Consider the following 12,223-nt stretch of genomic DNA (forward strand, 5'->3'; position numbering starts at 1 on the left):
CGGTTACTCCCGTATCGCACCGTCATGACGGCCGCCACATATGGACTTTTCGGATATGTCACCCACCCCGCCGTCGAACGCGGCGCACCTCACACACACCACCGACCGCAGGCCACCCGCACCCGTCGTCCGTCGTCCGTCCCGCTCACACGTCCCCGTAGGCCTCGTCGCCCAGCGCGAAGCCGGCCGTGCCCGCGGTCGCGTCGGCCAGCCAGGAGCGGAAGGCGGCCACCTCGGCGTCCGGCAGGCCGATCTCGATGGCCACGGCCTCGCCGTAACGGACGTCGCGCACTTGGCGTCCGGTGGCGAGCAGGTCGTTGTGCACCTTGCCGGCGCGCTGGTGGTCGACGGTCACCGTGGCGAGCCGGAAGCGGCGGCGGGTGAGGACGCCGAGGGAGTCGATCGCCTCGCCGACCGCGCCGCCGTACGCCCGGATCAGGCCCCCGGCGCCGAGCTTGACGCCGCCGTAGTAGCGGGTGACGACGGCGACGACGTAGCGCATGTCGCGGCGCAGCAGCATCTGCAGCATCGGGACGCCGGCCGTGCCGCCGGGCTCGCCGTCGTCGCTCGCCTTCTGCACGGCGGCGTCGGCGCCGATGACGTACGCCCAGCAGTTGTGGGTGGCGTCGGCGTGCTCCTTGCGGACGGAGGCGAGGAAGTCCTGAGCCTCCCGTTCGGTGGCGGCCGGGGCGAGGGCGCACAGGAAACGGGACCGGTTGACCTCGGTCTCGTGCACGCCCGCGCGGGCGACGGTGCGGTACTCGTCCTGCATCCGGTCAGCCTATGCGGTGACCGGAGCGCCGACTCGCGCGCGGTGATCCGCGGGCCGCTACGGGGGCCGGCGGCGACGATCGCGAAGACGGCCATGATCACGGGCGGCCCGGCCGGCCGCCTCCGCGCGCCGGTCAGGCGCCCCTGGGCACGGTCATCGAGGTGAGCAGGGCCGTGCCGGGTGTCAGCGCCCTCCAGTGAGGGCCGTGCCAGGTCAGGACGGCGAGGGCCGACGTGGGGAACTTCAGCCGCACCTGGTCGAGCGCGTCGCCGAGGGCCTCCCCAGCCAGGTCGAGGACGAGTTCCTCGAGGCCGGGGTTGTGCCCGACCAGCAGCAGGGTGCCGACCTCGTCGGGCGTCTCGCGGACGACGTCCAGGAGGGCGGCCGCGTCCGCCCCGTAGAGCCGCGGATCGAAGCGCACGGGGGGCGGCGATTCCCAGCGGGCGTGGACCAGTTCCCAGGTCCGGCCGGCGCGGACGGCGGTGGAGCACAGGGCGAGGTCCGGGCGGCAGCCGGCCTCGTCGAGCGCGCGGCCGGCCGCCGGAGCGTCCCTGAGGCCGCGCGGGGCGAGCGGCCGCTCGTGGTCCGGAACGCCGTGCGGCCAGGCCGACTTGGCGTGCCGCAGCACGATCAGCCGCCGCGGGGCGCCGCCGTCCGGCGCCCCGCCGTCCGGCGATCCTGCGCCGGGCGCGGTCATGCCGGGGCTCCGAGGTCGCGGGTGAGTTCCAGGCCGAGCAGGCGGTCGGCGTAGGCGTACGTCTCGAAGCGGGCGCCCGCCGGGAGGTCGGGGCCGGCGTCACGCACCGACCGCAGCACGCGCAGCACCTCGGGCACGTCGAGGTCGTCCTCCCAGGCGGCGCGCAGCCGTGCGCGAAGCTCCTCGGGGACCGGTCGCGACGGCTGCCGCGCCCAGTCGGCGACGGTCCGCCGCCAGCGTGCGAGGGTGGCACGGGCCTCGGCCAGCGCCGTCGCGTCGAGCCGGAGCGGCTGTGTGCGGGGCGCGGAGAGCAGCGCGAGACGCAGGACGGCCGGGTCGGCGTCCGGCGCCGCTCTTCGCTCCGCGGCCCCGGGCACGGCGCCCTCGGCCGGTGCGACCGCGATCCGCAGCCCGTCGTCGGGGGTCGGGGCGTCCTCGCCGACCACGCGCAGGATCTGCGCCTCGCCCACACCGGCTCCGAGGTCCCGGCCGTCCTCGAAGGGGTGCATGCCGAGGGCGGTCGCGCCGGCCCGCAGTTCGGCCTGGTCGCGGTCTCCGGTGAGCAGGAGCCAGGCGGGCGTGCCGCCCAGTTCCAGCGCGCGCACCAGCAGATCCGCGACGAGCAGCACCCTGAGCGACGCGGCCCCGTATCCCGAGGCGTGGGCCTCTACACGGGTGAGGCCCCGCCGGACGGGGGCGGCGAGGGCGGGTTCGCCGGTTCGGGCGTCGATGAGGCGCAGCACGTGCCCGAGCCTAGGCGGACGCGGGCGAATCCGCAGGCAGGGGCCGCAAAGGCGGGGTCAGGAATCAGGATCCGTCGCACACTGTTGAAGCCCGCGTCGGATCCTGTTCGATGCAGAAGTTATTTCGACCGTTCATGAACGATTCTGACCAATTCAGACTGGCAAATCACTGCCAGACTGCCAAGGAGGCTGCCGGTGTACGGCGACGAGGCGACGATCCGGAAGATCCTCACCGCAACCGGTGACACGTGGGCCGTGGTGGGCCTGTCGACGAACCGGGGGCGCGCGGCGTACGGGGTCGCCGAGGTGCTCCGGCGCTTCGGCAAGCGGGTGGTGCCCGTCCATCCGAAGGCGGAGGCCGTGCACGGCGAGCAGGGATACGCCTCGCTCGCCGACATCCCCTTCGAGGTGGACGTCGTCGACGTCTTCGTCAACAGCGACCTGGCGGGAGCCGTGGCCGACGAGGCGGTGGCCAAGGGCGCTCGGGCGGTGTGGTTCCAGCTCGGCGTCGTCGACGAGGCCGCCTACGACCGCACCAGGGCCGCCGGTCTCGACATGGTCATGGACCGCTGCCCCGCGATCGAGATCCCCCGCCTGGCCTGACGCACCGCCCCGCGAGGCGGCCGCAACCGCCCGCCCATAATGGGCGCGTGACCACCGACTCCCCTTCCCCCCGCCACGTCCCGGTCGTCGTCGTGGGCGCGGGCCCGGCGGGTCTCACCGTCGGCAACATCCTGCGGGCCGCCTCCGTCGACTGTGTCGTACTGGAGGCGGAGAGCCGCGAGTTCATTGAGCGGCGGCCCCGGGCCGGAGTCGTCGAGGAGTGGGCGGTGCGCTCATTGCAGCGCCGCGGCCTCGCGGACGACCTCTCCGAACGCGCCGAGCGGCACTCGTCGTGCGAGTTCCGCTTCGGCGGCGAGCGGTACCGCTTCCCCTACACGGAACTGACGGGCCGTCATCACTGGGTGTACCCGCAGCCGCTGCTCGTCACGGACCTGGTCCGCGAGTACGTCGACGTGCGCGGGGGCGACGCCCGCTTCTCGGTGCGCGACGTCGCCCTGCACGACCTCGAGACCGCTCGCCCGTCCGTCACGTACACCTGCCCCGAGACGGGCCAACGGCACTCGCTGACCTGCGACTTCGTCGTCGGCGCGGACGGCCCGCGCGGTGCGTCGCGGGCCGCGCTGCCACCCGGACAGGCACGGATCGCCCGTCACGACTACGGCATAGGCTGGCTGGCGCTGCTCGCCGAGGCCCCGCCCTCCGGCGACTGCGTGCTGTTCGGCGTCCATCCGGACGGGTTCGCCGGGCACATGGCCCGCAGCCCCGAGGTCACCCGCTACTACCTCCAGTGCCCGCCCGGTGACGACCCGGACGACTGGCCCCACGACCGGGTCTGGTCCGAGCTGCGCCGACGGCTGGAGGCGGCGGACGCGCCTCCGCTCACGGAGGGCCCCCTGATCGAGAAGCGCGTGCTCGACCTGCACGACTACGTGGTCGAGCCGATGACCTACGGAAGGCTCTTCCTGGCCGGCGACTCGGCCCACCTCGTGGCGCCCATAGCGGCGAAGGGCATGAACCTCGCCCTGCACGACGCGTTCCTGCTGGGCGACGCCCTCGTCGCCCGTCTGGAGCACGGCGACGGGAGCGGCCTGGACGGCTACTCGGAGGCCTGTCTGCGCCGGGTGTGGGACTACCAGGAGTTCTCGCAGTGGCTGTCCGAGGTCTTCCACGGGAGCGCGGCCGCGGACCCGTTCCGCGCGGGCACGACGTTCGCCCGGCTGCGCCGCCTGTTCACGTCCCCGGCCGCCGCGGCCGCGTTCGCGGAGCAGTACCTCGGCGCCGCTGAACGCTACTGACGCGCGACCACCCCGGCCCCGCCGCACGCCGCGCACGCGTGCAGCAGGTCAGTCGTGCGCCGGGCGGTCGGCGAGCCGGTGGTCCGCCACGTTCAGCGCCTCGTCGACGAGGCGGCGCAGATGGCCGTCGGAGAGCGAGTAGATCACCCGGCGGCCCTCCTTGCGGGTGTTCACCAGCCCGGCCAGCCGCAGCCGCGCGAGATGCTGGCTGACCGCCGGGCGTGCCGCTTCGCAGCGCTCGGTCAGGGTGCTCACGTCGGCCTCACCGGAGGCGAGAGCGTGCAGCAGGGTGAGCCGGGTGCGGTCGCCGAGCAGGGCGAGCAGCTCGGCGGCGAGCGCGAACTGCTCCTCGCCGGGCGTGCGCGGATGCGCATGGTGCGCAGTTGAGAGGTGCATGCGTGCGCTCATATGCACATAATGGCCGTCCGGGCGCGGCCGCGTCCACCTGCGCGCACGGAAGGGGACCGACGTGGGCGACCGGCACGACCACGCACCGGGACACGACCGCACGAGCCCGCCCGGCCACGGGCACACGCACGCGTACGGGCATCCGGGCCCGCCCGATCCCGGGCGCCCGCACGCGTACGGCCACGCGCACGCGGGAGGGCACGGCGGCACCCCGGCGGACGCCCCCGCGCACGACCGTCCCGACCCCTCGCATCCGCATCCGCACCCGCACCCGCACCCGCGTTCCCCCCTCTCCCCCGGCGGTCTGCGCCACCGCCTCGCCCACGTGCTCACCCCGCACTCCCACGAGAGCGCCGACAAGCTGGACGCGGCCCTGGAGTCGTCGGCCCGTGGCATGCGCGCGCTGTGGGTGTCGCTGGCGGTGCTGGGGGCGACGGCCGTCGCGCAGGCGGTGGTGGTCGTGCTGTCCGGGTCGGTGGCGCTGCTCGGCGACACGGTGCACAACGCGGCGGACGCGCTGACGGCCGTGCCGCTCGGGATCGCCTTCGTGCTGGGCCGCCGGGCGGCCACCCGCCGCTTCACCTACGGCTTCGGCCGTGCCGAGGACCTCGCCGGGCTGGTGATCGTGCTGACGATCGCGGCGTCGGCGCTCTTCGCGGGGTGGGCGGCCGTCGCACGGCTGCTGCATCCGCGCCCCGTCGACCATGTCGGCGCCGTCGCCGTGGCGGCGCTGGTGGGCTTCGCGGGCAACGAGTGGGTCGCACGGCACCGGATCCGGGTGGGCCGTTCGATCGGTTCGGCCGCACTGCTCGCGGACGGGCTGCACGCGCGCACCGACGGGTTCACCTCGCTGGCGGTGCTGCTGGGCGCGGGCGGATCGGCACTGGGATGGCGACTCGCGGACCCCGTCGTGGGGCTGGCGATCACCGCGCTGATCGCGCTGGTGCTGCGGGACGCGGCGCGGGAGGTGTTCCGGCGGGTGCTGGACGCCGTCGACCCCGCCCTGGTGGACCGGGCCGAGCGTGCGGTGCGGGAGGTCGAAGGGGTGCGCGGAGTGGGCGAGTTGCGGCTGCGCTGGATCGGGCACCGGTTGCGGGCCGAGGTTGCGGTCGTCGTCGACGGGGAGGCGACGGTGCGTCAGGCGCACGGGATCGCCGTCGCGGCCGAGCACGCGCTTCTGCACGCCGTGCCGCGCCTGACGGCCGCACTGGTCCACGCGGACCCGGCGCCGGCGCCGGGCGAGGGCGACCCACACCTCCTCCTCGCCCACCACGGCCCGGCGCGGACGCGGGGACGGCAGGCGGACGCGCGCCCAGGAGAGCCGGCCGCGCGGACGCGAGGGTGAACGCTCGGGCGTCTAGTGCGGGGCGGGCGCCGGCGGCGGCACCGAGACCGTCAGGACCATCCGCATGGGGGTCTCGCCCAGATTGGCGTACCGGTGCGCGGCGTTGGCCTCGAACGTGACGCTCGCGCCGGCCGGGACGTGATGCTCGGTGCCGTCGACGGTGAGGGTCAGCTCGCCGGCGGTGACATGGGCGATCTCGACGGTGCCGAGCGGATGCGGGTCCGAACCGCTGCTTTCCCCGGGCATCAGCAGCCAGTCCCACATCTCCAGCGGACCCGGCGCCTCCGCCCCCGCGAGGAGCCTGCTGTAGCTGCCCGCGTCGGTGTGCCACAGCCGCACCGCCTGGTCGGCGGGGACGATGCGGACCTTCGGGCCGCGCTCGTAGTCGAGCAGGGTGGTGATGCTGACGCCGAGCGCGTCGCCGATCTTGACGACCGTGCCGAGGCTGGGATTGGTGCGGGCCTGCTCGATCTGGATCAGCATGCCGCGGCTGACCCCGGCGCGCGCCGCGAGCGCGTCGAGGGTGAAGCCGCGCTCGGTGCGCCACCGTTTGACGTTGCGCGCCAGGGACTGGGTCAGCAGGTCGAGGTCCGACACGTGGCTTCCTGTTCCGCCCTTTTCCATCCGGTTCCGCCAGGAACCCGGAGTCCAACATGATGGATGACAGAGTTCACTTTCCTGAACTACGGTGTGGTGCACCCGATCGTGCACCGAACTGTACTGCGAGGGACCCGTGACAGCACTCTTCGCCCTGGCCACCAGCCTCCTGTGGGGCCTGGCCGACTTCGGCGGCGGTCTGCTGACCCGGCGCGCCCCGGCCCTCACCGTGGTGGTCGTCTCGCAGTCGATCGCGGCCCTGGTCCTCGGCGGCGTCGTGGTCGTCACCGGCGGCTGGAGCGAGGCCGGCCCGAGGCTGTGGTTCGCGGTCGCCGCCGGGCTGGTCGGGCCGGTCGCCCTGCTCTCCTTCTACAAGGCGCTCGCGCTCGGTCCCATGGGGGTCGTGTCCCCGCTCGCCGCGCTCGGCGTCGCCGTGCCGGTCTCGGTCGGGCTGGTCCTCGGCGAACGGCCGGGCCTCGTCCAGGTCGCGGGCATCGCGGTCGCCGTCGTCGGGGTCGTCCTCGCGGGCGGTCCGCAGCTGCGGGGCGCGCCGGTGCAGCGGCGGGCCGTGCTGCTCACGCTGGTCGCGGCGCTCGGCTTCGGCACGGTGTTCGTGCTGATCACCGAGGCCTCCACGACCGTCACCGGGCTGTTCCTCGCCCTGTTCGTGCAGCGCGTGACCAACGTGGCGGCAGGCGGCGCCGCGCTGTACGTCGCCGTCCGGCGCGGGGCGCCCGCGCTGCCGGAGGGCGGTCTGCCCCTGGCCTCGCTGCCCGCGTACGGGCTGGTCGGTCTCGCCGACGTCGCCGCGAACGGCACCTACGCCGTCGCCGCCCAGCACGGGCCGGTCACGGTGGCCGCCGTGCTGGCCTCGCTGTATCCGGTGGTGACGGCTCTGGCGGCGCGCGGTTTCCTGCGCGAACGGCTGCGCGCGGTCCAGGCGGCGGGCGCGGGACTGGCCCTGCTCGGCACCCTGCTGCTGGCCACCGGCTAGCCGGGTTGTCCCGCCCGGGGGCCGCCCGCCGCACGCCACCGCGGCCGGCATGCCCGCCGGGGAGCCGCGCTCCGGCCCCCGGATCAGCTGCCGGGCTCCAGCCGGGCCAGCTTCGCCACGGTCTCCTCGTCCAGCTCCGAGAGCGCGACCAGCTGGCCGGGCGTCACGTCGTCCGGTATCGGCACCGGGGCGGGGCTGCGCAGCGGCGGCTGCCAGCCGTCGGCGGGCGTCCAGCGCCGGACGACCCTGGCGGGGGCCCCCGCGACGACGGCGTGGTCGGGCACGGTCCCGCGCACGACCGCGCCGGCCGCGACGACGACGTTCCGCCCGATGCGCGCTCCCGGCAGGATCACAGCGCCCGTGCCGATCCAGCACCCCGGACCGATCTCCACGGGCTCCATGCGGGGCCACTGCTTGCCGATCGGCTCGTGCGGATCGTCGTAGGAGTGGTTGGTGGAGGTGACGTACACGTACGGGCCGAAGTAGCAGTCGCTGCCGATGGTGACGGTCGTGTCGGCGATGACATGGCTGCCGCGGCCGAGGACCACGCCGTCGCCGAGGCGCAGGATCGGGTCCGGGCCGAGGTCGAGGTCGGGCATCAGACCCGCGGTCAGCGTCACCTGCTCGCCGACGATGCAGTGCGCGCCGAGGTGGATCCAGGGCTCCCCGAAGACCGTGCCGAGGGGGAAGGCGAGCCGGGTACCGACGCCGATCGAGCCGAAGCGCAGGCGCCCCGGCCGCTCGGCGGTGACGGAGGCCGTGCGCTGCACCCAGGACCAGCCCGCGTGGACGGCGCGCTGCACCTGTCGGCGCCGCCATGATGAGAACGTGTTCTTGCGCTTCGGCACCCGCTCACCGTACTCAGCGCGCACTGCGGCCGACGGCCGAAGGGCCTGTGATCTTCGCCCCACCCGGTGGCGTACGGTGCGGGGAAACGACGGAACCGACGGAACCGACGGAACCGGCCGGACATCGACGGACCCGCGCGCGGGCGGGTCGGGTCGTGGAAGTTCGTGGCGGGTCGGGCGCGAGGAGACGGTGATGACGCACAGGGCGCTGATCGTGGGCATCGGCGGCAGGGAACCCCAGGTCCACGAGGAGGCGTTCGTGGCGCCGACCGCCTCGGTGATCGGGGACGTCACCCTGGAGGCGGGGGCCAGTGTCTGGTACGGGGCGGTCGTGCGCGGGGACGTGGAACGGATCACCGTCCGCGCGGACGCCAACATCCAGGACAACGTGACGCTGCATGCCGACCCCGGGTTCCCGGTGACGATCGGCGAGCGGGTCTCGGTCGGTCACAACGCCGTGGTGCACGGCGCGACCGTGGGCGACGACTGCCTCGTCGGCATGGGGGCGACGGTGCTCAACGGGGCCGTCATCGGGGCCGGTTCGCTCGTCGCCGCACAGGCGCTCGTGCCGCAGGGGATGCGGGTCCCGCCGGGATCACTGGTGGCCGGGGTGCCGGCCAAGGTGAAGCGGGAGCTGAGCGAGGAGGAGCGGCAGGGCGTGACGTTGAACGGCACGCTCTACGCGGACCTGGCCAAGGCCCACGGGGAGATCCACGAGTAGGGGCCGGCGTCGCCGGGGCGCGGGCGCCGTCCGGGGGCGCCGCGCCCGTTGCCGCTCGCCCGCTGAGCGGCGCCCGGCCTACTGCTCGGCGGCGACCGCGGGCTCGGCCCCGGCCTCCGCTTCGGCGGTCTCCTGCGTGGCGCGCTTGGCCTTGCGCTTGATGACGAGCATCGACGTGAGGCCGATGAGCACCGCCAGCACCAGGCCCAGCCAAGAGAACCGCTTCAGCCAGGACTCCGCCACGACGCCGACGTAGTAGATGACGGCCGTCGTGCCGCCCGCCCAGGCGATGCCGCCGAGCAGGTTGGCCGTGAGGAACTTCCAGTACGGCATGTGCAGGACGCCCGCGAGCGGTCCGGCGAAGATGCGCAGCAGGGCGACGAAGCGGCCGAAGAAGACGGCCCACATGCCCCACTTCTCGAAGGAGCGCTCGGCGGTGGCGATGTGGCCCTCGCTGAAGTGGCGGGGGAACTTCGCCCCCAGCCAGGCCAGCAGCGGTCGTCCGCCCTTGCGGCCGATGGCGTATCCGATGGAGTCGCCGATCACGGCGCCGGCGGTGGCGCACGCGCCCAGCACGACCGGGTTCACCTCACCGCTCTGGGAGGACAGCAGCGCGGCCGAGACGAGGACGATCTCGCCGGGCAGCGGAATGCCGAGGCTCTCCAGGCCGATGACCAGGGCGACCACGGCGTAGACGGCCGCAGCGGGCACCGTGTCGAGCCATTCCTGCACGTGCACCGCGGGTTCCTCCCGTTTGACGTCCCGGCCCTGTCGCCCTTCCCGGGAAGCCTACCGGGTCGCCTCGAGCCGGTCCGCCCTCCGGTGCCGGCGACCGGGGCACGGACGGCCACCGGCGCCGGGAGGGCGGACGTCCACCCACGGTTGGGGTGAAGGAAGAAGGAGGGGCCATCCCCTCGTGCGGCCCCTCCTTCGGCTTGACGGCGGTCGCCGGTTCAACGCCCCTGGGAAGCGCCCGCCGTCCGCACGTCCCCGCCGATCCCGCCGAGCACGCGGGACACCTCGGTCGTGACGGCCTCGGCGGCTTCGGCGGCCGGCGCGGGCAGGGCGTTCACCAGGGTGGCGGCGGCCGGCCCGGCGGGCTCGGCCGGCACTGCCGGGGAACCCGGGCCGGCCGGGGAGTCGCAGCAGCCGACCTGGGCGATCCCGGCCCGCAGTCCCGGACCGGACGGAGCCGACCCGCCGGGCGCGGGAACGCCGTCGGGCGCCGCGGTCGGGCCGCCGCCGGGCCTCGCGGGGGCGGCCGGACGGGCCGGGGACCGGGAGGAGTCCGGGGCGTCCACGGCCGGCGGGTCCGCCGGCCTGCGCACCTGCGGGCCGGGGGCGCCGGGCGCCGTCCGGGCGGTGTCGAAGACCCACCGCTGTCCGGCCGAGCCGTCCCGTCCGGCGACGACGACCGACGCCCCGGCCCCTTCGGCGTCCCGTGCGACGGTGAGTTCGTCGTCGCGGCGCAGCAACAGCTCGCCCCGGACGGTCAGATCGAAGAACGTCTCGCCCGCGTGCACCAGGCACGGGGCCAGGGCGGTCGTGCGCCGGCCCGGGTCGGCGGCCAGACAGAGGGTGGGATCGGCGGCGCTGCGCAGCAGCCCGTCGTGCTGGAACGTCCACTGCTGGGTGGCGGCCGCCGAGCAGTCCGCCAGGACGAGCCCCACGCCGGCCTCGGCCCGGCCGCCCGAGGCGTCGAGGCAGAGCGTCGAGTCCGGGCCCCTCAGACCGCCGAGCGCGATCTCGACGTTGCGGGAGGCGGAGGCCGCCGACGGGGAGCCGGAGGGCGGGGCGTCGCGGGAGCCGCCGGGGAACCGCTGCCCGCCGTCGGCCGGGGTGCTGGTCCGGCCGACGGGCGCGCCCCAGGTCGCGCCGGGAGCGGGTGCGCCGTCGTCCGACCAGCCCTTGGCCGCGAAGACGGTCGCGAGCAGCGCCAGGGAGGTCAGCCCCACGCCGACGAGCACGGCCCGGGGACGCCTGCCCGGCAGGTCGAGCAGACCCGCGGAGGTGGTGCGGTGCCGGCCGCCGCCGGCGGGCCGGAGCGCCCCGGCCGGACGCACCGGTGCGTCGGAGGGGTCCGCGGACGTGCGCGCGGGCCGGGAGTCGAGATAGCGGCGCGCGCCCCAGCCGAGCACGGTCTCGGCGAGCAGCACGTCCAGTCCGCCGTCGAAGTGGCTGAGCTGTTCGGCGGCGTGGCGGCAGAAGCGGCAGTGCGCGAGATGACGGCGGACGTCGGGCAGCAGCGTTCCCCCGCGCCGCAGGGGAACGTCGAGGAGACGGTTGTAGAAGCGGCATTCGCTCGTCGGCGCGAGTTCCCGGTGGGCGCGTACACAACCCGCCCTCAATTGTTCCCTCGCCTGCTCCAGAGCGGCGGGTGCGGCGATGCCGTCCACCCCCGACAGACCGGCCGGTACGGATATGGGTTCCGCCTCCACCTCGGTGTGCCACAGAAGGCATTGCGAGGCGGACGGCAGCAACTGGAAAGACCTTTCCGCCAGTTGCCGCCTTTCGGCGGTCACCGGGCGCGCGGCGCGCAGTCCGCGGCCGCCGACGGTTTTCCGCAGTTCCGGCAGAACGTCCGCGACCTTGTCCTCGCCGGCCCATTCCCGCACCGTCTCCCGTACGGCGACGAGGAGTTGGGGACGCAGGGCCCCGCCGGTGCGTCCGTCGGCCAGCCGGCCGAGCACGTCGTGGAAGGCGGCGGCGGCCACGAGGCGCGCCGTGTCCTCGGTGCCCGCCAGGCAGACGGTGGCGTAGTCGTGGGCCGGTCGCCAGTGACGGGCGAAGAGCAGCGCTATCGCAGCGGCGCGGCCGTCGGGGTCGGCGAGCCGTGCGACGAGTTCGGGGTCGGAATCCCCGGGAGTCCAGCCGGGGCGGGGCGGGTGGGGCGGGCGTGGGGGGTTGGGGGATTGCACGGAACCATTTCCTTCCAAGCCGACGAACGGCACGGAAAACACGTCGTCGGAAAGCAGGTGCCGGATTGGTGCGTACCTTTGGTCTGACCAGGAACGTTGCCCCGATCGGACCCATCCGTAAGGGGAGGCTCACCTTCGCACACGCTCCTGACAGGAAACAAGGAGTTCGAGTGACCCAAGTTCAAAGCGAGGGAATTTCAGATAAGTTACCGGCGGTAGCCGCACCCGTATTCGAAAATGCCCCGGACCGGCACGCTCAACTCACCCATACGGAAAGCCGGATGACGCACGGAATCTCCGAGTTCGGCCCCTGCCGCGACG

The 12,223-nt window shown here is 74.5% G+C and carries 13 protein-coding genes; 5 read left to right on the top strand and 8 right to left on the bottom strand.

What is annotated here, in order from left to right:
- Nucleotides 1-145 precede the first annotated feature (145 nt).
- The 3 genes from ACGFSH_RS16560 to ACGFSH_RS16570 all read right to left on the bottom strand — a co-directional run bounded on the left by ACGFSH_RS16560 (nucleotide 146) and on the right by ACGFSH_RS16570 (nucleotide 2,212).
- A complete protein-coding gene (locus ACGFSH_RS16560) occupies nucleotides 146-772 on the bottom strand; it encodes a YigZ family protein (RefSeq protein ID WP_393349007.1) in 627 nt (208 codons plus the stop codon).
- Nucleotides 773-905: 133 nt separating this feature from the next.
- Complete coding sequence (locus ACGFSH_RS16565; RefSeq protein WP_393349009.1) at nucleotides 906-1,469, bottom strand: SixA phosphatase family protein; 564 nt, start codon at nucleotides 1,467-1,469, stop codon at nucleotides 906-908.
- On the bottom strand, nucleotides 1,466-2,212 hold the full coding sequence (locus ACGFSH_RS16570; protein WP_393349011.1) for a hypothetical protein: 747 nt from the start codon (nucleotides 2,210-2,212) through the stop codon (nucleotides 1,466-1,468). The genes ACGFSH_RS16565 and ACGFSH_RS16570 overlap by 4 nt, the downstream gene beginning before the upstream one ends.
- 195 nt (nucleotides 2,213-2,407) lie before the next feature.
- On the opposite strand from ACGFSH_RS16570, the gene ACGFSH_RS16575 reads away from it, so the two are divergent.
- Together ACGFSH_RS16575 and ACGFSH_RS16580 are read left to right on the top strand one after the other, a co-directional pair.
- Nucleotides 2,408-2,815: a CoA-binding protein gene (locus ACGFSH_RS16575; protein WP_393349013.1), complete on the top strand. Its 408-nt coding sequence runs from the start codon at nucleotides 2,408-2,410 to the stop codon at nucleotides 2,813-2,815.
- Nucleotides 2,816-2,862: 47 nt separating this feature from the next.
- On the top strand, nucleotides 2,863-4,071 hold the full coding sequence (locus ACGFSH_RS16580; RefSeq protein WP_393349015.1) for a 4-hydroxybenzoate 3-monooxygenase: 1,209 nt from the start codon (nucleotides 2,863-2,865) through the stop codon (nucleotides 4,069-4,071).
- Nucleotides 4,072-4,119: 48 nt separating this feature from the next.
- Here the strand turns inward: ACGFSH_RS16580 and ACGFSH_RS16585 are convergent, their stop codons facing one another.
- Nucleotides 4,120-4,467 carry an ArsR/SmtB family transcription factor gene (locus ACGFSH_RS16585; RefSeq protein ID WP_393349017.1) on the bottom strand — a complete coding sequence of 116 codons (348 nt, stop codon included), beginning with the start codon at nucleotides 4,465-4,467 and terminating at the stop codon, nucleotides 4,120-4,122.
- Between the two features lie 73 nt (nucleotides 4,468-4,540).
- Between ACGFSH_RS16585 and ACGFSH_RS16590 the strand changes: the two genes are divergently transcribed.
- Nucleotides 4,541-5,824, top strand: coding sequence for a cation diffusion facilitator family transporter (locus ACGFSH_RS16590; RefSeq protein ID WP_393349019.1), 1,284 nt, complete (start codon nucleotides 4,541-4,543; stop codon nucleotides 5,822-5,824).
- Nucleotides 5,825-5,836: 12 nt separating this feature from the next.
- Here the strand turns inward: ACGFSH_RS16590 and ACGFSH_RS16595 are convergent, their stop codons facing one another.
- Complete coding sequence (locus ACGFSH_RS16595) at nucleotides 5,837-6,421, bottom strand: helix-turn-helix domain-containing protein (RefSeq protein WP_393349020.1); 585 nt, start codon at nucleotides 6,419-6,421, stop codon at nucleotides 5,837-5,839.
- A 136-nt stretch (nucleotides 6,422-6,557) separates the two neighbouring features.
- On the opposite strand from ACGFSH_RS16595, the gene ACGFSH_RS16600 reads away from it, so the two are divergent.
- Nucleotides 6,558-7,415 (top strand): EamA family transporter, encoded by an 858-nt coding sequence (locus tag ACGFSH_RS16600; RefSeq protein ID WP_393349022.1) that lies wholly within the window; start codon nucleotides 6,558-6,560, stop codon nucleotides 7,413-7,415.
- A gap of 83 nt (nucleotides 7,416-7,498) precedes the next feature.
- Here ACGFSH_RS16600 and ACGFSH_RS16605 read toward each other — a convergent pair whose 3' ends face one another.
- Complete coding sequence (locus ACGFSH_RS16605; RefSeq protein WP_393349024.1) at nucleotides 7,499-8,263, bottom strand: acyltransferase; 765 nt, start codon at nucleotides 8,261-8,263, stop codon at nucleotides 7,499-7,501.
- A gap of 193 nt (nucleotides 8,264-8,456) precedes the next feature.
- Between ACGFSH_RS16605 and ACGFSH_RS16610 the strand changes: the two genes are divergently transcribed.
- Nucleotides 8,457-8,984, top strand: a complete 528-nt coding sequence (locus ACGFSH_RS16610) for a gamma carbonic anhydrase family protein (RefSeq protein ID WP_393349026.1) — start codon at nucleotides 8,457-8,459, stop codon at nucleotides 8,982-8,984.
- A 78-nt stretch (nucleotides 8,985-9,062) separates the two neighbouring features.
- On the opposite strand, the gene ACGFSH_RS16615 is transcribed toward ACGFSH_RS16610, so the two are convergent.
- Together ACGFSH_RS16615 and ACGFSH_RS16620 are read right to left on the bottom strand one after the other, a co-directional pair.
- Nucleotides 9,063-9,722, bottom strand: coding sequence for a DedA family protein (locus ACGFSH_RS16615; RefSeq protein ID WP_393349028.1), 660 nt, complete (start codon nucleotides 9,720-9,722; stop codon nucleotides 9,063-9,065).
- A gap of 215 nt (nucleotides 9,723-9,937) precedes the next feature.
- Nucleotides 9,938-11,902: an RICIN domain-containing protein gene (locus ACGFSH_RS16620; RefSeq protein WP_393349030.1), complete on the bottom strand. Its 1,965-nt coding sequence runs from the start codon at nucleotides 11,900-11,902 to the stop codon at nucleotides 9,938-9,940.
- Between the last annotated feature and the right edge of the window lie 321 nt (nucleotides 11,903-12,223).

Source organism: Streptomyces sp. NPDC048481 (assembly GCF_043200075.1).
GTDB lineage: Bacteria > Actinomycetota > Actinomycetes > Streptomycetales > Streptomycetaceae > Streptomyces.